Source organism: Pseudovibrio sp. Alg231-02 (genome assembly GCF_900143565.1).
Taxonomy (GTDB): domain Bacteria; phylum Pseudomonadota; class Alphaproteobacteria; order Rhizobiales; family Stappiaceae; genus Pseudovibrio.
In genome coordinates this window covers 162730-182561 of the sequence record NZ_FREX01000006.1, presented here as the reverse complement: position 1 = coordinate 182561, position 19832 = coordinate 162730, and the positions used below count along the sequence as shown (strand labels likewise).

The 19832-nt window shown below is 50.5% G+C and carries 21 protein-coding genes; 9 read left to right on the top strand and 12 right to left on the bottom strand.

The annotated features are described in order from the left end of the window. Positions 1-2: 2 nt before the first annotated feature. The 3 genes from DHN43_RS16905 to DHN43_RS16895 all read right to left on the bottom strand — a co-directional run bounded on the left by DHN43_RS16905 (position 3) and on the right by DHN43_RS16895 (position 3858). The gene (locus DHN43_RS16905; protein WP_108819395.1) at positions 3-2366 is read right to left on the bottom strand and encodes a xanthine dehydrogenase family protein molybdopterin-binding subunit; all 2364 of its coding nucleotides are present in this window, start codon (positions 2364-2366) and stop codon (positions 3-5) included. Positions 2367-2474: 108 nt separating this feature from the next. Then, positions 2475-2963 carry a (2Fe-2S)-binding protein gene (locus DHN43_RS16900; RefSeq protein ID WP_057464199.1) on the bottom strand — a complete coding sequence of 163 codons (489 nt, stop codon included), beginning with the start codon at positions 2961-2963 and terminating at the stop codon, positions 2475-2477. Positions 2964-3156: 193 nt separating this feature from the next. Beyond that, positions 3157-3858, bottom strand: a complete 702-nt coding sequence (locus tag DHN43_RS16895; protein WP_108819394.1) for an SRPBCC family protein — start codon at positions 3856-3858, stop codon at positions 3157-3159. 356 nt (positions 3859-4214) lie between these two features. On the opposite strand from DHN43_RS16895, the gene DHN43_RS16890 reads away from it, so the two are divergent. Genes DHN43_RS16890 through DHN43_RS16880 form a run of 3 tightly spaced genes read left to right on the top strand, consistent with a single transcriptional unit; the run spans position 4215 to position 7146 of the window. After that, positions 4215-5420 carry a class I SAM-dependent methyltransferase gene (locus tag DHN43_RS16890; protein ID WP_373456197.1) on the top strand — a complete coding sequence of 402 codons (1206 nt, stop codon included), beginning with the start codon at positions 4215-4217 and terminating at the stop codon, positions 5418-5420. A 4-nt stretch (positions 5421-5424) separates the two neighbouring features. After that, entirely contained in the window at positions 5425-6261 is an 837-nt protein-coding gene (locus tag DHN43_RS16885) for a TrmH family RNA methyltransferase (protein ID WP_108819392.1), read from the top strand. Between the two features lie 21 nt (positions 6262-6282). Beyond that, positions 6283-7146 carry an SDR family oxidoreductase gene (locus DHN43_RS16880; RefSeq protein WP_063286744.1) on the top strand — a complete coding sequence of 288 codons (864 nt, stop codon included), beginning with the start codon at positions 6283-6285 and terminating at the stop codon, positions 7144-7146. Between the two features lie 67 nt (positions 7147-7213). Here DHN43_RS16880 and DHN43_RS16875 read toward each other — a convergent pair whose 3' ends face one another. Continuing rightward, positions 7214-7627, bottom strand: coding sequence for a GFA family protein (locus tag DHN43_RS16875; RefSeq protein ID WP_063291330.1), 414 nt, complete (start codon positions 7625-7627; stop codon positions 7214-7216). 72 nt (positions 7628-7699) lie between these two features. Then, entirely contained in the window at positions 7700-8116 is a 417-nt protein-coding gene (locus DHN43_RS16870) for a GFA family protein (protein ID WP_063286742.1), read from the bottom strand. A 204-nt stretch (positions 8117-8320) separates the two neighbouring features. Here DHN43_RS16870 and DHN43_RS16865 point away from each other — a divergent pair, with 204 nt between their 5' ends. From DHN43_RS16865 to DHN43_RS16850, 4 genes are all read left to right on the top strand, one after another. After that, a complete protein-coding gene (locus tag DHN43_RS16865) occupies positions 8321-8953 on the top strand; it encodes a DUF2799 domain-containing protein (RefSeq protein ID WP_063306311.1) in 633 nt (210 codons plus the stop codon). Between the two features lie 41 nt (positions 8954-8994). Beyond that, positions 8995-9447, top strand: coding sequence for a YtoQ family protein (locus DHN43_RS16860; protein ID WP_108819391.1), 453 nt, complete (start codon positions 8995-8997; stop codon positions 9445-9447). Positions 9448-9564: 117 nt separating this feature from the next. Then, positions 9565-10503: a glycosyltransferase family 2 protein gene (locus tag DHN43_RS16855; RefSeq protein ID WP_208995461.1), complete on the top strand. Its 939-nt coding sequence runs from the start codon at positions 9565-9567 to the stop codon at positions 10501-10503. A 210-nt stretch (positions 10504-10713) separates the two neighbouring features. Beyond that, positions 10714-11481 (top strand): FkbM family methyltransferase, encoded by a 768-nt coding sequence (locus tag DHN43_RS16850; protein ID WP_108819390.1) that lies wholly within the window; start codon positions 10714-10716, stop codon positions 11479-11481. A 71-nt stretch (positions 11482-11552) separates the two neighbouring features. Here DHN43_RS16850 and DHN43_RS16845 read toward each other — a convergent pair whose 3' ends face one another. Beyond that, complete coding sequence (locus tag DHN43_RS16845) at positions 11553-13028, bottom strand: methyl-accepting chemotaxis protein (protein WP_108819389.1); 1476 nt, start codon at positions 13026-13028, stop codon at positions 11553-11555. A gap of 163 nt (positions 13029-13191) precedes the next feature. On the opposite strand from DHN43_RS16845, the gene DHN43_RS16840 reads away from it, so the two are divergent. Together DHN43_RS16840 and DHN43_RS16835 are read left to right on the top strand one after the other, a co-directional pair. Continuing rightward, the gene (locus DHN43_RS16840; RefSeq protein WP_082831232.1) at positions 13192-13608 is read left to right on the top strand and encodes a GNAT family acetyltransferase; all 417 of its coding nucleotides are present in this window, start codon (positions 13192-13194) and stop codon (positions 13606-13608) included. Positions 13609-13994: 386 nt separating this feature from the next. After that, positions 13995-15896 (top strand): PhoX family protein, encoded by a 1902-nt coding sequence (locus DHN43_RS16835; protein ID WP_108819388.1) that lies wholly within the window; start codon positions 13995-13997, stop codon positions 15894-15896. A 173-nt stretch (positions 15897-16069) separates the two neighbouring features. Here the strand turns inward: DHN43_RS16835 and DHN43_RS16830 are convergent, their stop codons facing one another. The 6 genes from DHN43_RS16830 to infC all read right to left on the bottom strand — a co-directional run bounded on the left by DHN43_RS16830 (position 16070) and on the right by infC (position 19693). Next, entirely contained in the window at positions 16070-16636 is a 567-nt protein-coding gene (locus tag DHN43_RS16830) for a hypothetical protein (RefSeq protein ID WP_108819387.1), read from the bottom strand. A 345-nt stretch (positions 16637-16981) separates the two neighbouring features. After that, on the bottom strand, positions 16982-17338 hold the full coding sequence (rplT, locus tag DHN43_RS16825; protein ID WP_008553032.1) for a 50S ribosomal protein L20: 357 nt from the start codon (positions 17336-17338) through the stop codon (positions 16982-16984). A gap of 29 nt (positions 17339-17367) precedes the next feature. Beyond that, positions 17368-17565 carry a 50S ribosomal protein L35 gene (rpmI, locus tag DHN43_RS16820; RefSeq protein ID WP_057464257.1) on the bottom strand — a complete coding sequence of 66 codons (198 nt, stop codon included), beginning with the start codon at positions 17563-17565 and terminating at the stop codon, positions 17368-17370. Positions 17566-17748: 183 nt separating this feature from the next. Then, entirely contained in the window at positions 17749-18399 is a 651-nt protein-coding gene (locus DHN43_RS16815; RefSeq protein WP_159096909.1) for a lysoplasmalogenase, read from the bottom strand. A gap of 116 nt (positions 18400-18515) precedes the next feature. After that, a complete protein-coding gene (locus tag DHN43_RS16810) occupies positions 18516-19022 on the bottom strand; it encodes a nucleoside deaminase (RefSeq protein ID WP_063317503.1) in 507 nt (168 codons plus the stop codon). A gap of 128 nt (positions 19023-19150) precedes the next feature. Then, on the bottom strand, positions 19151-19693 hold the full coding sequence (infC, locus tag DHN43_RS16805; protein ID WP_082596985.1) for a translation initiation factor IF-3: 543 nt from the start codon (positions 19691-19693) through the stop codon (positions 19151-19153). Positions 19694-19832: the final 139 nt, after the last annotated feature.

The following is a 19832-nucleotide window of genomic DNA, read 5'->3' as shown; positions in this document are numbered from 1 at the left end:
GATTACTCCGCTGCCTGCTTCATGCCGTTGTCCTGAATGAGCTGCCAGACGCGGTTTGGCGAGGCAGGCATATTCATGTCACGAATGCCAAGGGCGTCCGTCACGGCGTTGATGACAGCAGGTGGTGACCCAATCGCGCCAGCTTCACCGCAGCCCTTCATGCCGAGCGGATTGCCCGGGCATTCAGTGACTGTGGTTTCCAGCGTGAAGGACGGCACATCATCCGCACGCGGCATGGTGTAATCCATGTAGGACGCTGTAAGCAGCTGACCGTCTTCGTCATACTGAGTGTTTTCCAGCATGGCCTGCCCGATGCCCTGCACCAAACCACCGTGCACCTGACCTTCCACAATCATCGGATTGATGATGGTGCCAAAGTCATCAGCTGCGACAAAGTTCTCGATGGAGACAACGCCCGTATCCGGATCAACTTCGACTTCGCAGATGTAACACCCTGCAGGGAACGTGAAGTTGGTTGGATCGTAGAACGCGCCTTCTTTCAGGCCCGGTTCCATGCCTTCCGGCAGGTTGTGGGCTGTGTAAGCTGCCAGAGAAACTTCGGTGAAGGTGAGTTTCTTATCGGTTCCGGTGACTTTCAACTCACCGTTCTCGATTTCGATGTCCCCTTCGGACGCTTCCATCAGGTGCGCTGCGATCTTCTTCGCCTTGGCTTCGACTTTGTCGAGTGCCTTAGCAATTGCAGACATACCAACGGCACCAGAGCGGGAGCCATATGTGCCCATGCCCATCTGCACTTTGTCAGTGTCACCATGGACGATGGAGATACTCTCCGTTGGCAGGCCAAGCCGGTCAGAGACCAACTGAGCAAATGTGGTTTCGTGACCCTGACCATGGCTGTGCGACCCGGTCAGAACCTCAATGGTTCCAACGGCATTCACACGAACCTCAGCAGATTCCCAAAGACCTACACCTGCACCGAGTGAACCGACAGCTTGAGATGGTGCGATACCACATGCCTCAATGTAGCAAGACATACCGATACCACGGAGCTTGCCAGCCGCTTCGGATTGAGTGCGACGCTGAGCAAACCCATCATAATCGATGGCCTTCATGGCTGCATCAAGAGAGGCTTCGTAATCACCGGCATCATAAGCCATGATCACTGGTGTTTGATGCGGGAACTCGCGCACAAAGTTGATGCGGCGGAATTCAGCTGGCGCCATGCCAACTTCCTTTGCAGCCGTTTCCATCATGCGCTCAACCACATAGGTTGCTTCTGGACGCCCTGCACCGCGATATGCATCGACCGGAGTGGTGTTGGTGTAGACCGCTTTCACATTCGCGTAGATGTTTGGAATGTTGTACTGGCCCGACAGCAGCGTCGCGTACAGGTAGGTTGGTACAGAAGATGAGAACAAAGACATGTAGGCGCCAAGGTTGGCGACTGTCTTCACACGGAACCCGGTGATTTTATTGTTCGCATCCAACGCCAATTCTGCGGTGCTGTGGTGATCACGACCATGTGCATCTGTCAGGAAGGCTTCTGTACGGTCGGAGGTCCACTTGACTGGACGGCCAACGCGTTTTGTTGCCCAAAGACAAGCAATCTCTTCGGGATAGATGAAGATCTTGGAGCCGAAGCCACCGCCAACATCCGGCGCAACTACGCGCAGCTTATTCTCAGGTGCCACGTTGTAGAACGCGGAGAGTACCAAGCGTGCCACATGCGGGTTCTGAGAGGTGGTGTAAAGCGTGTAGTGCTCTTCTGACGGGTCAAAATGCGCCAGAGCAGAGCGTGGTTCCATCGGATTTGGAACAAGACGGTTGTTGTCAATGTCCATCCGAGTGATGTGCGCAGCGTTTGCAAACGCTTCGTCCGTTGGAGCTTCCTCGCCGATCTCCCAATCGTAGATGAGGTTGCCAGCGGCTTCCGGATGGAGCTGTGGTGCGCCGTCTTTCAGAGCATCAAGACTGTCAACGACAGCTGGCAGGTCTTCATATTCCACCACAACAGCTTCGGCTGCATCACGTGCCTGCTGCTGGGTGTCAGCAACAACAACTGCGATGGCCTGACCGACATAACGGACTGTTTCCGACTCCAAAGCACGGTACGCGCCCATGTTCATTGGAGAGCCATCTTTGGAATGGATCATCCATCCGCAAATGATGTTGCCGATACCGTCCGCGACCAACTGATGTCCGTTCAAGACTGCATCAACACCCGGCATCTTCATCGCGTCATCTGTATTGATGGACTTGATACGTGCATGAGCGTGTGTTGAGCGAACGAAAGCGGCGTGGCCCATGCGTTGCATGGTCATGTCATCCGTGTAGCGGCCATTTCCGGTAATAAATCTTTTGTCTTCTTTGCGCAGCACTCGTGCGCCGATTCCTTCTGCTGTCATTTCCATCCCCTCCCGGAAGGTTGACTTCAGCAACTGTTCATAGGCTCCAGCGGTGCAACGCACCTGAAATAAGGTGCAGCTGGATCAATGATCAGTTGAATTTCCGAATTATTCTGCGGCTTCGAGAACTTCGGCCATTTCGTCAGCTGCGGCTTTGATTGCCTTGACGATGTTGTGGTAGCCGGTGCAGCGACAAATGTTGCCTTCCAGCTCATGGCGAATTGTTTTCTCGTCGAGATCTGTACCTAGGCGATCAATCATATCGATTGCGGACATGATCATGCCAGGGGTGCAGAAACCGCACTGAAGACCGTGGTTTTCCTTGAAGGCTTTCTGCATGATGTGCAGCTGGCCATTTTGGGAAACGCCTTCAATTGTGGTGACAGCAGACCCAGTTGCCTGAACAGCAAGCATACTGCAGGACTTCACCGCCTTACCGTCCATGTGCACGAGACATGCACCACACTGTGAGGTGTCACAGCCGATGTGCGTTCCGGTCAGTCCCTGATTTTCGCGCAGAAATGTAGACAAAAGGGTGCGGTCTTCAACCTCACCAGAAATCTGCTTTCCATTCACCGTCATAGAGACAGTCGTCATGGTTTTCCTCCCTCAAAAAAGCCTGCAATTTCGCGTCCGCAGACTATGAAGCCAACAGCCTTGGTCAGGATCTCCCGTCCTATCAAGGCAGTTGGTTGTAATTTAGGCCATTGGCCTTGTTATTCGGCGAGGCCGTTAGCTTACAAAGCGCCCTCTACGCGCCTTGCAAAATCCGACCGCCAAATTCCTAGTTTCAAAGTAACCAATAAAGAGCAATCAAAACAACCAGAGCCATAAGGCCCCAACCCAGCGGACCACCTAGGAATCCCTTGCCCGCTGCAACTTCTACCTTCTCCTCAACGTCTTTGACTGCATCTTCCAACGCATGTTCAGCATCAGCCATGGCTTCGACTGATCCTTCGATGGCGTGCTCGTTTGCGATAGACTTGGCTTCCTCGATCAGACCCTGATCCAACTCAACGGCTTCTAGCGGCTCGTCCTTGCCTGCTACCGGAGTTCCACCGAGCTCTCTGTTCAGATTCGAGAAGAACTCCTCAGCCATCTTCTTGGCAGTTGAATCGATCAACCGGTTTCCCAATTGAGCAAGTTTACCACCGACCTTTGCATTAACCTCATAACTCAGAAGAGTGCCATCCCCACTCTCTGACAGGGTTACATCTGCCGAGCCCTTCGCAAAACCAGCAACACCACCTTTGCCTTCGCCGGAAATTTTGTAGGAGTTAGGCGGGTTCAGATCGGAGAGGGTTACTTCTCCTATGAACTTGGCTTTGACCGGTCCTACTTTCGCTGTGACCGTGGCAGACATCTCAGTGTCGGAGGTTTTTTCCAGGCTATCGCAACCGGGAATACACTTTTTCAGCAATTCAGGATCGTTGAGAGCTTCCCAAACCTTTTCCTGACTCGCAGGTATTTGCTGCTCTCCAGACATTTCCATGGATTGGCCCCCTCGTTCTTTTCAGTGCTTCCTTTAGGTAGGCTCCACGCCTTAAGGTCACTTTTGCATTCCACGTCATGTAGATTGGACTTAAATCGAGGGAAAAGACAAGTACCTCTCGTGTTAAAATTGTCATGGATGCTCAAAACTTCTTTTCAGAACACAACGACGTTTTATACGTCCTGCATTATGCTGGTGTTCCCACGCTGTGGATACTCACTTAACGGTAAAGAGCTTGTTTTGCGCTAAAGCGTTGACCCGAGGCCCGCATCGCCTTAATGCCTTTTCATTAAATAAACGAATTCAGCGTGAGGCTTTGTCTCGCGTTTGTGCGCAGAAAATCAAAGGCAACATCCTTGAGCAAATCACCCAAAGGCGGCGCTCCACGAACCCGCAATGCGCAATCCAAAAAAGGCGGAGCACGGAAGGACAACGGTCCGAAGCGTGGTTTTTCTGCCAAACGCGATACCCGAGATAATCGGGACCAGAGAGAGGCGCGCAATCCCCGCGACACTCGTGGTGGCAAGAAAGATAGCGCAGCAGCAACGCGCCCGAACCGGCGAGACCAAACGCGCAGCGCTCCAGCCACCACGGTTGTTGAGCCCATCGTACGCGAACATAAGCCAACATCTGCCCGCTTCACCACCCCTGCCAGCGTTTTGCCTGTGATGGTGGAAATGAACGGCTGGGACGATTATGCCCTGCTGGATATGGGACACGGACAAAAGCTTGAGCGCTATGGTCGCTATAAACTGATCCGCCCTGAAGCGCAGGCTATGGGGGCCCCTCGCCTGCCAGAAAGCGAATGGAAAAGCGCAGACGCTATCTTTACCGGCGACGTTGAAGAAGAAGGCCCTGGTCGCTGGAAGTTTGCCAATCAGGTTGATGAGATCTGGCAGATGAAATACGGCCCTGCCACCTTCAATGGCCAGTTCATGTCTTTTCGCCATGTGGGCGTGTTTCCTGAACAGGCTGCACACTGGGACTGGGTTGGCGAGCAGATCAAAAAAGCAGATCGTCCGCTCAAAGTTCTCAACCTGTTTGGATACACAGGAATGGCTTCGCTGCTGCCTGCTGCTCTTGGCGCGCAAGTCACTCATGTTGATGCTTCTAAAAAGGCCATTGTCTGGGCACGTGAGAACCAGGAGTTATCCGGCCTTGAAGACAAGCCAATTCGCTGGATCTGTGATGACGCCATGAAGTTTGTGGAGCGGGAAGTGCGCCGCGGAAACACCTATGACGGCATTATCCTCGACCCGCCGAAATATGGCCGCGGGCCGAATGGAGAGGTCTGGGACTTCTTTGAGAGCGTACCGCACATGTTGGCGTGCGTGCGAAAGCTACTCTCGCCCAATGCGCAGTTCCTGCTGATGTCCAGCTACGCCATCCGCGCCAGCTTCCTGTCTTCTCATGAGTTGATGCGTGAATGCCTTGATGGTTTGCCGGGCACGATTGAATCCGGCGAATTGGCTATTCGCGAACTTGATGGACCACGATTGCTCTCAACCTCCCTATTCAGCCGGTGGAGCGCACCTGAAAACAATAAGGCTGAGGGAGCATAACCCGATGGAAACCAGAGATAATCACCGTGCCGGTGCAGTAAAGCAGATCACCTCACATTCCAATCCGATTGTGAAGGAAATTAAAGGCCTTGTTGCTCAGCGCAAGAATCGTAAACAGTCCGGATTGTTCGTTGCTGAAGGCCTGAAGCTGGCAACCGATGCGTTGGAAGCTGGCTGGGGTGTGCGTTATCTGGCGCTTGGTCCTGAAGCTCGTGAGAACAAGATTGCACTAGAAGCGGCTGCGAAAGCAAAAGCCCGTGGCGCCCTCATTCTTGAGGTGAACACGGCTGTGCTTGGTGCGATCACCCGCCGTGACAATCCGCAGATGGTGGTTGGTGTTTACGAACAGCAAACTATGAAGCTGAGTGACATTGACCCGCAAAATGCCACTACATGGATCGCGCTCGATCGTGTCCGCGATCCCGGTAATCTGGGAACCATCATCCGCACCGGCGATGCGGTTGGTGCGGATGGCGTTATTCTGATTGACGAAACAACTGATCCATTTGCTGTTGAGACTGTACGTGCGACAATGGGCTCTCTGTTCCATATGCCACTTGTGCGCTGTACTGCTGATGAGTTCGTTGAATTCCGCAAGAGCTGGTCCGGACCTGTGGTTGGCACTCATTTGCGGGGCACAAAGGACTATCGTGCTGTAGATTATAAAGAACCTGTCATTTTGTTGATGGGCAATGAGCAGGCTGGCCTGAGTGATAAACTTGCTGATACCTGTTCTGATCTGGTGAAAATTCCGCAGGCGGGGCAGGCTGATTCAATGAACCTGGCTGTTGCAACGGCTGTGATGCTTTATGAAGTGCGCAGGAACTATCTGAAGCTGTAAACGTAAGCCGGGGGGCTTGGAATGCGCTTGTTGATTTTGGGAGCTGGATATTCAGCTCGCCACTTTGTGAAAATGTACGGGACCGAGTTTTCCTGGATTGGCGGAACAACCCGCTCTCCTGAGAAAATGGAGGAACTGCGGTCCAAAGGGGTTCAGCCGATCCTCTTTGACGGACAAACAGCAAGCGATGAGCTGTTGGAGGCTATTGCCACTGCAACTCATATTCTGGTTTCTGCCGCGCCAACGGACGATGGTGATCCTCTGCTGAATGCTGCGCGTGACGCAGTTGCGAAAGCAAAGCCAACGGCGATCTGCTATCTCTCGACCATCGGGGTATATGGCGACCACGGAGGTCGTTGGGTGACAGAAACAGCGGAGTGCAATCCAACCTCCAAACGCTCCAAGCAGCGTCTGGAAGCAGAGCACGAGTGGCTCGCATTCTCAGAAGAAACCAGCATCCCAGTCAGCATTTTGCGCCTTGCCGGCATTTATGGCCGTGGCCAGAATGCGCTTTGCAATCTAGACAAGGGTAAAGCTCGCCGGATTATCAAAGAAGGTCAGGTGTTTAACCGTATTCACGTGAGTGATATTGCTGGTGCTGTCCAGCATGCGTTTGAAGACAACGCCTCCGGTATTTTCAACGTGTGTGATGATGCACCGTGTCCGCCAGAAGATGTGGTGGAATATGCTGCTCGTCTGATGGGTGTGGAGCCACCGCCAGCAATCGCCTTTGAAGATGCTGATCTTTCACCTATGGCGATTTCGTTTTACGGCGAAGTGAAACGCGCGAGCAATGCCAAGCTGAAAGGCGCTTTGGGGTATAAATTCAAATTCCCGAACTATCGGGAAGCGTTGGATTATATGTGGGAGAACGGCTGGAGCTAGAGCGTGTGAAGAACACGCCTTGATCCAACCGCTCACCTTGCACCGGTTTTGACCGCAGAGCGGATTTTTATACTGTTTCGTGTTGAGGCAGGTCTCCTTCTATCTCGTAGTAATCGCCTTTGCTGGCGCAGAAGATGTGACCTGCCAGTTTTGAGCCTGTCGGTTCTTCCAGAAGCCCAGCGCTGAAGTAAACTTCATGAGCAATTTCGGGGATTTTGTCTCCGTGATAAAACAGGCTGCTGCCGCAGTTGTTGCAAAATGCGCGCTTCGCGTAATCAGAGGAGCGGTAATATGAGATGTTCTCTTCTCCGCTCTCGACCTTCAAAGCATCAAACGGAATCGCGATTGCATGGAACGGCCCGCTGTTCCAACGACGGCACATTGTGCAATGGCATAAACCAATATCTTTTTGGGGCGCTTCAGCCTTGAATGAGACTTCGCCACAAAGACATTTCGCTTTATAAATCCGCAAGTCAGACATATCTCTCTCCCTTAGGGCTTGTTGGGTAACCTTAGCCGAGGGCCACGGTTTGGGATAAGATCAATTTCCTCATCAATCTTCGTAGGCATATTGAGGGCGACCATCTTCAATCTCGTAGTAGTCACCCTTTGTGGCACAGAAGATATGATTGCCTGCTGTGAGGCCTGTTGGCTGCTCCAACGTACCCACGGCAATCGCAATTCGGTCTTTCCATTGAGGATGGCGGTCTGCATGCCAAAACAGGTTTGACCCGCATTTTGAACAGAAGCCGCGGCGGGCAAACTCAGAGGATTCATAGTATTTGACGGCATCTTCGCCTGAGGTGAACTTCAGATCTGCCAGCGGCAAGCTGAATGCCTCAAACGGGCCGCTGCCCCACTGACGGCATTGCTTGCAATGGCAGCTGCTGACCGGTTCATTTGGCGCTTCACCTTCAAAAGTGACCGCGCCACACAGGCAGCGTCCTTTAAATTCAATGGTCTTCGTCATCTGACTTTCCAATACCTACTGAAATAAGATGGCCTCTCGAATCGAGGGCTATGCGATTCCTTAAAGAGAACATATAGCGAACATTTGTATTCAGCAAGCGTTCAGGTTAAGTCTCGTATCTGGGTTTCATAGATTCAATTTTTGTCCAATCAGATGTGCAGGACACCACAAACGCGATTGGGCTTTAGGGAAGGCATGTTGGGGATGCGGGTACTATTTACTGTTGTTGGACTTGGGCTGGCGCTGAGTGGTTGCGCCTCCCTTTCTGAGGAAGATTGCAAGGTCGGCGACTGGCAGGGCATTGGTGTTGTTGATGGGCGCGCTGGTTACACCTCTGACAAGCTGAATGAACATACAAAAGCTTGCGGCAAATACGGCGTCACACCAGATGTGAGTGCCTATATGGCTGGGCGCACCATTGGCCTGCAAAGCTACTGTACGCCAATTTCTGGCTTTGAGCAGGGCCGTGAGGGTAAGAGCTATCGTGGTGTATGCCCAATCGCCACAGAAGAGAGCTTCAAAGTTGGCTACTCCCTGGGCAACCAGCTTTATTCAGCCAATGAGACTGCCAGTGAAGCTCAGGAAGCAGTCTGGGAAATTCAACGCCGTATAGACCGGCTTGAAGAAGAAGCACGCGGCGAAGATTGTAAGTCTGGCAAGGAAGGCAAGGCCTGCCGAAAAGCTGCTGATGCCGCTCGGACCGACTCGTATCTGGCTCGTGCGGATCTGCTCCTTGCACAAAACAGGCTATTCTCTCGCGAGCGCCAACGCGATCGTGTCCGAAAAGAAGTCACCAATAAGCTGCTTGACCTTGAACCGAGCTACAACCCCTCTTAAAATTTGCAGGCAAATGCAGATTCTTAGGGGAAGGCGAGCCGATGAAAACGTGGCGTGTTTATCTTTCAGGTGAGATCCACACCGATTGGAGAGAGCGTATTGAACATGGTGCGGCTGATGCAGGCCTACCTGTTCATTTTGACAGCGCCGTGACCGATCACGAAGCCAGTGATGATTGCGGTGTCGAAATTCTAGGCCCAGAAGAAAGCAACTTCTGGCGAGATCACAAGGGGGCAAAGGTGAATGCAATACGCACTCGCACGCTGCTCTCTGAGGCCGATATCGTTGTGGTTCGCTTTGGCGACAAGTACCGGCAATGGAATGCAGCCTTCGATGCAGGGTTCGCCTCAGCACTGGGCAAGAGCATCATCGTGTTGCATGAACCTGCTCTGACACACCCATTGAAGGAAGTGGATGCAGCAGCCCTTGCTGTTGCTGAAGACCCTGACCAGGTGGTTGATCTGCTTCGTTACGTGATCCGCGGCGAGCTGTAAGCCCCTCCCAATTCAAGGGAAGACGCTGTTTCACCACGGCCCTACACTCTCACCTCACTATGAGGGATGAGTGTGGGGCCTTTTTGTTTTTGGGGCTCTAAGAATGGGATTTGTGCGTTGACAAGCGTTCGTGACATTTTTGATTTTGACGAGTTTCCAGAAATCAATTTGCCAAAAGATGGGATCATCATTACCCGCGCGCGTAATGAAATGTTGAGATTACCGTTCTTTCTCGAGCATTATCGGAGCATCGGGGCAAGCCACATTTTCGTCGTCGACAACGCATCCACTGATGATACAGCGGCTTTTCTGGAAGCACAGCCAGATGTGACCAGATTTCACACAAGTAAGCTTTATAAACGGTTCAAACGAAACTGGCTGCTCAGCATTCTCAATAAATACTGTGCAAACAGGTGGACCATTCTGGCTGATACCGACGAGCAGTTCATTTATCCTGGCTGGCCAGAGACCAAGTTGACTGATCTGACTGTTTATTGGGATAGTGTTGGCGCGGAAGGTGTCATTGCTCCGCTCATCGACATGTACTCTGACAAACCGCTAGTTGATGTTGATTACAGGCAAGGCGATCCATTTCTTCAAACATGCCCATATTTCGATACGACATCAACCTGGACCGTTCCTGTTTCATCGGAAGGCAAAAGCCCAAGTTTTGAAATTCGTGGGGGTATCAGAGGCCGCCTTTTCGGGATCCCTCCCAAAAGGAGAGAGATTGCTCCACTTGGTCAACTACGGAATCTGTATCTTGCACCTGCAAAGATTCACCAGAAGCTCCCTTTTCGAAATTATCTGGAAAGACGACTTAAGCGATTTTTGAAAAAGCAATGCCCACAACTCACCAAAGTCCCGCTCATCAGATGGAATCCAACTTATTCTGATTTATGGGGCATTCACGAGGTTGATATAAGAACCAACCTTGCTGAAGATTGGGGTGCAATGCTGCATTTTAAGTTTTTTCAAGATTTTAAGTTCCGTGTTGAAGAAGAAATAACCCGGCAGGCCTACTACGCTAACGGTGTAGAATACCAAGCTTACTAAACAGGAATGGAGAAGATCCTTCACCAATCACCTATGTACGAAGGGTCGATGAAGTTCACAAACGTAAGTGATGTGTACGCCTCTCAACAGGCTTACTGTTCTCTTTCATTACGTAAATATCTAAAACAACTTTCCCTTGCGCAAGACGCACCTCTTCAGGAAACCGTAGTTGCTTAGCTTGTTCCAATTACTCGTTAATGGAGTGTCGTAATGCATTTTCTTAAAGGCCTCGAACACAACTTGAAAATGCGTAGGCGCTATAAAACGCTACGTGGCATCAAACTGGATGTTTCCCAACCTGAAATTGACCTGTTCGTTAAAGAGCAAATTGTACGTGGCACCTATGAAAGTGAAGAACACAATCTTCTAACACAGCTGCTAAAACCTGAAGATCGTGTGCTGGAGCTCGGTGCCTGTATCGGTTTTCTGTCAGCAACAGCTTCGTTGATTTGCGGTTCCGACAACGTGATGTGCATCGAAGCCAACCCAAACCTCATTCCAGTTATTGAGAACAACCATTACTTAAACGATATCTCCCCCTCGATTGTAAGCGGGATCGCTGCCTTGGAAGATACTGCTCAATCTGCGTTTTATGTTGGAGAGCGCATCACTGGTTCATCCGTCCTTGAACGAAAAGAAAGTCGGGAAATTCTTCAGAAGACAGTCGATGTCAATCGATTGATCAGGGAGTTTAATCCCAGTTTTTTGATGATGGATATTGAAGGAGCTGAGATTGGTCTGTTGCCAGCCTTGAATATGGCAAATATCCGCATGTTAGTTATTGAATTTCATCCCAAACTTAACGGATTTGACGCTGTCACTGAGTGTATTAAGGCAATGATCGAAAAAGGGTTCGCCTTGCGGGTCGACCAGTGTCAAAATAAATGCGTCGTCCTTCAAAAAACATCTGACCCTGATCATGTGATGAGCACGCAACTCAGCCATGTTCTTGAAACGCAAGAAGTGTTGTCGCAGTAACGAATGCAGCTCAAAATACTGTGGGGCCATAGCCGCAAAATAGGCGGCTATGGAGTATGTTTGCATTTTCATCAAGTATTGAATGCGATGAGGGTGTTGCCCCAGTGGCGGCCTTTGACCCAGATTGGGGCTGAGACCAGTTTGATCATCATTACTTTGCCGCCCCCCATATCTCGGCGATACGTTTGCAGGCTGTATTCCTTGGTGTTCTTGCTTGCGTTCAGGCCCGCATGATCATCGAACATTCTGCGGTTACGGCAGTTTGCTGCATTCCAAACCGGGTCATTGCCTTGCGGTTTGGAATAATCTTTGCTGTGTGTTGGCAAATAAGCGTTCTTATCTAGCGCTGCGCAGAAGACGATATGGTCATCGAGATCTTTGACTGGCTCCTGAATAGCTGGAAGCACCCGGTCGGTCATTTGAGTGAAAAGCGCCATGAACTGAGCTGGATTGGAGCCTTCAATTGGCATGTAGTTGAAATCGAAGAGATCATTCACTGAGATTCGGCCTGCGTCCACTTCAGCTTCAAACGCTTCCATGGTCTTGCCAGCGGTCTCTTTTGCAACCTCGATCATCTGCTGATTGAGGTTATCGCCATGTTCAACAGCCACTTCGGCGAGAAGCGCGTCGGCGGTCTGAGAGGTTCCCAGCATCTGGCCCGAGACCTGTTCGATGCTTTCCGCATTTGTTGAGACAACACCTATCACTTCATCACGGTTGCGCAGAAGCTCTTCGGTATCTGCATCGTTGTTTGCACAAGCCGTTCGTATGGAGTCCGTATTCGCGGAAATGTTGTCTACCATCGCTTCCAGTTCATGGAAGAGGTCATTGATGGATTGCGTACTGTTCTCAGCAGTTCCGACTGTGCTAAGCGCGCCCTTGCCTAAATCGACCAAGGTGTCCGCTTCTTTGCCGAGTTGGAGAATGGTCTGGTCGATCTGCTCCGTCGCAACAGTCGTTTGCGTTGCAAGAGCCTTTACTTCACTGGCTACGACAGCAAACCCCTTCCCTGCTTCACCGGCACGGGCTGCTTCAATGGTTGCGTTGAGCGCCAGCAAATTGGTTTGCCGGGCAATGGCATCAATGGAGCTGGAGAACTGGCGAACATTGGCAAATGAAGCCTGAAGACCTTCCAGCTGCCGGTTGATGCTGCTGATGGCTGTCGACAGGCTGTTGATGTTGGCAAGCGCGTCGGTCACCACCTCCTGAGACTTAGACATAGTATCGCGGGCGTTAGACGTCTGCTCAGCAGTTTGTTCAACCGCTGCACTCACTTCCCGGTTACTTTCGACAACGCGCCCAGACGCGTCCTGGAGGCTTTCCATGGCCATTTTCAAAGCGCCTGCAGTGTTATTCACGGCGTCCAGCTCTCCCGCAGCTGATGCCATGTCCAACGCGAGCGCATCCAATTCGCCAAACAAGCGTGCACTATCAATGGAATTCTTAGGTTCTGTAAATTCCACCACTGCAGATTGACCGATTACTTCTCCTTGGTCATTTGCAGCGGCTTCAGCAAGCATTTGTGTATTACGCTTAAAAAAAGCCATATCGAAAACCTCTCAATCGCGCAAAGATTTTCATATTTTTACTTATAGATTATTAACCTTGTTATTATTCCTCTTCTCAATTCCAAGCTACTGTATTAAAAAGGATAATTACAAAACATCCTGTGATTATTTTTCTATTTTCGAACTACTATGCGCGGTACATATGATTTGTCGTGAAATGTGCTTATCAGATCAGGACGCAGTTATTGCTCTTTGGAAAGCTGCCGGGGTCTTCCGTGAATGGAATGATCCGATGCGGGATATCGAAAAAGCACTGGAAGGCGAACACTCTACGATCTTAATCGGTGAGTTGGATGGCGCTATTGTTGCCAGCATTATGTGCGGTGAAGACGGGCATCGTGGCTGGTTTTATTATGTAAGCACACATCCAGACCATCAGGGAAAAGGGCTGGGCAAGGCAATCACGGCAGCAGCAGAAGAGTGGTTGCGGGCTCGAGGTATTTGGAAGGTCCAGCTGCTCGTGCGTGGTGATAACGCGCAGGCTGTCAGCTTCTATGAAGGACAGGGGTACAATGACACCCACGCCATCTGTTTGCAAAAGGTGATTGAACCGCTGTGAAGCAAAGTTTTACGCGGTTTTCACAAGGCTCTTGGAAACAGTTGAAAGCTTACCTGCTTGGTTTGAAGCATTCCTGAATTTTACTTGCAGTACCATATCGTTAGACGTCAATACTTAGTTTTCTGATCAGCTACAGCACCCTGACAGAATTATTCCTATAAATTCAAGTAATCAGCAAATTTAAATAATAAAAACCAACAATAGTTATCATCTTCAACAACTTAACTCTAAGATCCATCACAGATCCTTACTCCAACATGCGACGCACTTTAACTTGAATACGATATTCATATTACATCTGCAGAATTTTCATCGTCCTATTGCTTCGCGAAGATGTCATGCTAGCGCTCTAGTGTGCGCTCACCTTCTTCTACGGGATTTTTCCAATGACGAATGAATTTATGAATGAACTCACAGCAGATGAATGGGATGAACAGAACTTCCCACGTGCTGAAGAAAATGAATTTGACCGCGTTGTCGAGCGTGCGATTTCACGCCGCGGGTTTCTGGGTGGCGTGTTGGCATTTGGTTCCGGCGCAGCTGTGATGGGCACTGGTGTCCTCAGCCTCTCCATGTCTGAAGCCAAAGCTTCTACTTCACGTTTCGCGTTCAAGCCCATCCCAACTTACACTGATGCGACTGTACATGTGCCTGAGGGTTACAACTGGGAAATACTGGCGCGCTGGGGTGATGCACTGGTGGATGGCGCTGAAGCCTTCAACCATGAGACAGGTGGTTCTGCTGCTGGTGCTGACAAGGTGTTTGGTGAGAACACCGACGGCATGGAAAGCTTCGTGTTTCAGGGCAAGCAGCTGCTGGCGATCAACCATGAATACGCTAACCGCAAGATAAACCTGCCCCAGAACGAAGATGGTGCTCCTAAGAGCGCCGAGGATGTTCTGAAGCTGCAACATCTGCAAGGCGTGGTCGTCATTGAAGTGGAAGACGGGGACAATGGCTGGGCTATCGTAAAGAACAGCCCGTTCAACCGCCGCATCACACACAACACCCCGATGACGCTGGCAGGCCCTGCTGCTGGTCACCCTTTGCTGCAGACAGCAGCTGACCCTTCCGGTACGCAATCGCTTGGTACCTTCAACAACTGTGGTTCCGGCAAAACACCGTGGGGCACGTATCTGACTTGCGAAGAGAACTTCAATGGGTACTTTGGCGCGACTGAGGCTGCTCCTGCGGCCCGTCTGGACGGTGTTGATGCTGGCTATAAGCGCTATGGCATCAACGAGACGGGTTTCAACTATGACTACCACAAGTTTGATGAGCGCTTTGACATCGCGAAGAATCCAAACGAGCCGCATCGTGCTGGCTGGATTGTAGAGATCAACCCAACAGACCCAACCTCAACACCGGTGAAACACACTGCTCTGGGCCGTTTCAAGCATGAGAATGCAGAAGCGGTTCTGGCACCAGATGGCCGTGTGGTCGTTTACATGGGGGATGATGAGCGCGGCGAGTTCATGTACCGCTTTGTCTCCAACGGCGTTTACGCTCCAGGGCAGCCAACTGATGGCTTGCTCGATGAGGGTACGCTCTATGTTGCCAAGTTCAACGATGACCAGACAGGTGAGTGGTTGGCACTAACTCCAGAGACCACTGGTATGGATGCGGCGAGCATCCTGATCTTCAGCCGTATTGCCGGCTCTGCTGTTGGTGCGACCACTATGGATCGCCCGGAATGGATTTCTGCCAATCCTAATGCAGTAGAAGCTTATTGTTGTCTGACCAACAACAAGAACCGCGGCGTGAAGCCAAACGCCGGTGGTGACGACACTTCCATCAACGGCCCGAACCCACGCGAGACCAACAAATACGGCCAAATCGTGCGCTGGCGTCCGCACAATGAGGATCATGCCGCTGATACGTTTGACTGGGATCTTTATGTGATGGCTGGCAATCCGGCCGTTCACGAAGGTCCGAAGGCCGGGTCTGCAAACGTCAATGCTGGCAATATGTTCAACTCACCAGATGGTATGGCATTTGATGAGACGGGCATGGTCTGGATCCAGACAGATGGCAACGACAGCAATGAAGGCGATTTTGCCGGAATGGGCAACAATCAGATGCTGGTTGGTGATCCTGTAACAGGAGAGATCCAGCGTTTCATGACCGGACCAACTGGCAGTGAAGTCACTGGCCTGACCTGGTCTGCTGATCGCCGCAGCATGTTTGTGGGCATTCAGCATCCGGGCGGTAACTGGCCAGACGGCGGCAAGCTGCCACGCTCTTCCGTCATCGTCATCAAGCGTGATGATAATGGTGTGATTGGGTAAGTCATTGAAGTGAAGACTTGGGCCCTTCGGGAGAAGTTCCGGAGGGCTTCTTTGTATCTATGCTGCATGATGAAGCTATTGTGCCACCTGTAAATCACTGCTTCCCGGAACAGTCACTCCAGCATCAGAAACCTTAGCCTAAAACTGACCTGTTAACCTTACAACAAGTAATCCTATAGGTGATCAATTCCTAATTCTTTCTGTAGCTCTACAACCAACCCTTCGCACCAAGTGATCATCATCCAATGGGCTTGGAACAGCTCATCTAGATCGAGCTTGATGCCAACATACCTATTGCCCTTATTGTCAGTTGGATATCGAAATCGATCAGCCAAAGGATCAGCAGACTGAGCATCTTCAAACAACACGGACACCTTCTTGGTGATTTCATCGTCCATGTATAGGCCTTTGTCAGTGGCCGCTTTCTTTAGCTCTTTAAACAAAACCAGGAGATTGTGGCCGGGTTTGCTTTTGAACTTACCTTCTATCTGGAGAATTGAAGACTTGGCCGTGAGTTCAATGCTCTGCCGCCATACGCTGAGCAATGGCAGTATCAAGAAATTGGATTGCTCAGCTTTCACGACGTCCCACAACTTTTCAAACCCGCTTTGAAAGCTGTACGAGACTAGATCCCACGATCCAGAAGTTAAGTCGGTGTGCGAGTCGTGCAAGACCCCTTCTAGATAAGGGTACTCTTCCATAATTTTATCGGAAAGTGCTTTTCGCTTTTGTGCCGACATGATTTCCTCAATGAATACATACTCAAAATCTCATTCCTTGCGCCTCGATAGCAGGCTGGCTTTGGCAAGGAAAGCAGTGTTCTCATTACAAACATAGTTGCTTCTAGATCTGCAAAACTTAAGACGTGGCGGTCGAGAGAGGCAGCCCGTATTGGTGTTTTGTAGACTTTGCAACAAGTGCTTCCTGCATACTTTGTTCTTCCAGCAGCCAGCACTCATCTCTTCGGGAGGGAAATATATTTTCCCTTCGAACTCTCTCAGAACACCAATAGATAGACACAAAAAAAGCAGGCTCCTTTCGGAACCTGCCTTTTTCAAAAAAGCTTCTGCTTTCTACTATAGCAATTAAGCTACAGCAGCCTGCGCCTTTTCAACCAGTGCTTTGAATGCGTCTGGCTGATTGATCGCGAGGTCAGAAAGAACCTTACGGTCAACTTCGATGCCAGCTTTGTTCAAGCCATCGATGAAGCGGCCGTAGGTCATGCCGTGTTCACGGGTCGCTGCGTTGATACGCTGGATCCAGAGTGCACGGAAGTTCCGCTTGCGAGCTTTACGGTCGCGGTAAGCGTACTGTGCCGCTTTCTCGACTGCCTGCTTAGCAACGCGGATGGTGTTCTTACGACGGCCATAGTAACCTTTGGCTGCCTTAATAACTTTTTTGTGACGAGCGTGGGCGGTGACGCCTCTTTTTACACGTGACATGGTAGTCTCCTAGTGTCAGGTTTTAAGGCTTAGCCGTAAGGCAGATATTTTTTCACGATACGTGCATCTGCATCGCACAGAGTGGTTGTACCACGTGCGTTACGGATGAACTTAGTCGTGCGTTTAATCATGCCGTGGCGTTTGCCAGCCTGGCCACACTTAACTTTGCCAGTCGCGGTCAGCTTGAAGCGCTTTTTAGCTCCAGACTTCGTCTTCAACTTGGGCATTTTGCGTCCTTTCTTGTGATGATCAGTAAACTGATCAAAAATTTGCAATGGATGCATCAGAAGCCGCCACGGCATGCCCTGTAATTCCTGCCTGATTCCTATAAATTCATAGGAGGCAAACTACAGCCGGGCGACTTTGAACGAGGCCTTATAAAACTGCCAGCATGGGAATGCAAGAAGATTTCAAGAGAACTTGCTGACTGGAACCCGGTCTCTGCTGATAGCCAAGAATATCAACATCTGACCACAATAATATAATGTCCAAAGTGCTACTGAAACTGGCAGCTGAAGAGGGCTGATGTCGTCTAGACGGAAGAGCTGGATAGCTAACAGAGTGTCAGACATCATGAAGGCGAGAGCGCCTATCAAAACCCAGCCACCAACCTGTGCTGCCATCCCTCCCATAGTTGCTATCAAAATAATATAGATCGCAACTGGAATCATGAGATCATCGGTAAAGGGAAGCAACCACCAGCCAGTCGACAGCACCAGAACTGAGAGAGCAGCTCCTGACAATACGAATATCCTGGAATCGAAATGCCTGATTTTTCGAGAGAATAAGAGGATATAAAAAATATGTGCGATCGCAAAACTGCAAAGCCCAACAAGGAACCGAACTTCACCCGGCACAGCCAGCGCTGCATCTCCCACTGATGATGTCGTCAGGGCCAATGCAAGCAGGAGCGGAGCTTGCGTTACAAAAGCCCAAAGAGCGACAACTCCGAGAGTTGTTGTTTTCACAATGGTTTTCAGTAATGACGGGTCTTGCCAGCAAAAATACACTCCATAGGCAAGCGCAAAACTAAAGCTAATTAAGAAAATAACCTGTCGCATTATCATCGCCCAATTTCAAAACATGTCGAAACCAGGCTAAGGCGCCTTTTGATCGAATGAAATAGACTATGCGGCAAATAATTTTTTACAAAGAATGCTGCCGACCATGAAGTGCTTTAGATTTCTATCCCAAGCCTTTGCATCGCGCTTGCACACTGCGTGAAGAGCAGCTTACAGGCTTCACGCTCAACCCCTTCAATCACTGTGATCTGGGGTCGTTGCACCATATGACCTGTCAGATCCTTCGTTCTCAAATCCATTTCCTGAGGCCAGAAGTGGGTCGCATCCTCATTGGTGAAAGCGCCGAAAACAACTTGATCAATGCCAGCCCATATAGTTGCAGCGGTACACATGGCACAAGGCTCACAGGTGCTGTACATGGTGCAACCGTCAAGCCAGCGAGAGCCTAATACTTTGCTGGCCTGCCGAATGGCATTGACCTCTCCATGACAGGTCGGGTCACACTCCCGGATCACACTGTCGTAGGCCTGAGCCAACAACCTTCCGTCAGCGGTATAAATCGCCCCACCGAATGGAGAAGGATGCGAGGTTTGAAAGGAGGAAGCAGTGAAGGCAACAAGCGCTAGCATTCGCTCGTGATGTAATTTCATCTCGTCATTCATAATCAGCCTCCACTCTCAGGTACAAACGAAAATACCCGACACAATGTGCCGGGTAATCTCAAAATTCTCTGGGGCTGCGGTTGAGTAGCTACACGGAAACAAAGCCGGAGCGCTTCAACCTGCCCGTATTAACGAGCGATAGGTGAGAGCACCATCATCATCTGGCGGCCTTCAAGCTTTGGATGGGACTCGACTTTAGCGATGTCCGCAGTCTCTGCTTTAACCTTCAGGAGCAACTTCATGCCGAGATCCTGGTGAGCCATTTCACGGCCACGGAAGCGAAGTGTCACCTTCACTTTATCACCATCTTCAAAGAAGCGCTTCATGTTCCGCATCTTCACTTCATAATCATGAGTGTCGATGTTCGGACGCATTTTGATTTCTTTGATCTCAACGATCTTCTGTTTTTTGCGTGCTTCTGCAGCTTTCTTCTGAGCTTGGTACTTATAGCGACCATAGTCCAGAATCTTACAAACAGGTGGCTGACTGTTCGGAGCAATTTCGACCAGGTCCAAACCTTGTTCCACCGCCATTGCGAGGGCTTCTTCGGTTGGAGTTGGGCCGAGGTTGTCACCTTCGGTGTTGATCAGCTGCACTTCGCGAACGCGAATCTCTTTATTGGTGCGCGGCCCTTCCTTAGTGGGTGGCGGTGCGCGAAACGGACGGCGAATGTGAGTATCTCCTCTTTAGACTGCCGAACTTGCGAATATTTGGTAACAGTTCAATGACTGGTTCCGACTGTTTCGTCAAGTCGAGAAACGCGTGGGAAGGGCATCAATTGCGCTGCATTGCTAGAATCAGGAAAAATGC

Bases quoted from the DNA above. Each gene is read 5' to 3' on its own strand.
- DHN43_RS16905 (WP_108819395.1), bottom strand. From the start codon at position 2,366: ATGACAGCAGAAGGAATCGGCGCACGAGTGCTGCGCAAAGAAGACAAA.
- DHN43_RS16900 (WP_057464199.1), bottom strand. From the start codon at position 2,963: ATGACGACTGTCTCTATGACGGTGAATGGAAAGCAGATTTCTGGTGAG.
- DHN43_RS16895 (WP_108819394.1), bottom strand. From the start codon at position 3,858: ATGGAAATGTCTGGAGAGCAGCAAATACCTGCGAGTCAGGAAAAGGTT.
- DHN43_RS16885 (WP_108819392.1), top strand. From the start codon at position 5,425: ATGGAAACCAGAGATAATCACCGTGCCGGTGCAGTAAAGCAGATCACC.
- DHN43_RS16880 (WP_063286744.1), top strand. From the start codon at position 6,283: ATGCGCTTGTTGATTTTGGGAGCTGGATATTCAGCTCGCCACTTTGTG.
- DHN43_RS16875 (WP_063291330.1), bottom strand. From the start codon at position 7,627: ATGTCTGACTTGCGGATTTATAAAGCGAAATGTCTTTGTGGCGAAGTC.
- DHN43_RS16870 (WP_063286742.1), bottom strand. From the start codon at position 8,116: ATGACGAAGACCATTGAATTTAAAGGACGCTGCCTGTGTGGCGCGGTC.
- DHN43_RS16865 (WP_063306311.1), top strand. From the start codon at position 8,321: ATGCGGGTACTATTTACTGTTGTTGGACTTGGGCTGGCGCTGAGTGGT.
- DHN43_RS16860 (WP_108819391.1), top strand. From the start codon at position 8,995: ATGAAAACGTGGCGTGTTTATCTTTCAGGTGAGATCCACACCGATTGG.
- DHN43_RS16850 (WP_108819390.1), top strand. From the start codon at position 10,714: ATGCATTTTCTTAAAGGCCTCGAACACAACTTGAAAATGCGTAGGCGC.
- DHN43_RS16845 (WP_108819389.1), bottom strand. From the start codon at position 13,028: ATGGCTTTTTTTAAGCGTAATACACAAATGCTTGCTGAAGCCGCTGCA.
- DHN43_RS16840 (WP_082831232.1), top strand. From the start codon at position 13,192: ATGATTTGTCGTGAAATGTGCTTATCAGATCAGGACGCAGTTATTGCT.
- DHN43_RS16835 (WP_108819388.1), top strand. From the start codon at position 13,995: ATGACGAATGAATTTATGAATGAACTCACAGCAGATGAATGGGATGAA.
- DHN43_RS16830 (WP_108819387.1), bottom strand. From the start codon at position 16,636: ATGTCGGCACAAAAGCGAAAAGCACTTTCCGATAAAATTATGGAAGAG.
- rplT (WP_008553032.1), bottom strand. From the start codon at position 17,338: ATGTCACGTGTAAAAAGAGGCGTCACCGCCCACGCTCGTCACAAAAAA.
- rpmI (WP_057464257.1), bottom strand. From the start codon at position 17,565: ATGCCCAAGTTGAAGACGAAGTCTGGAGCTAAAAAGCGCTTCAAGCTG.
- DHN43_RS16815 (WP_159096909.1), bottom strand. From the start codon at position 18,399: ATGCGACAGGTTATTTTCTTAATTAGCTTTAGTTTTGCGCTTGCCTAT.
- DHN43_RS16810 (WP_063317503.1), bottom strand. From the start codon at position 19,022: ATGAATGACGAGATGAAATTACATCACGAGCGAATGCTAGCGCTTGTT.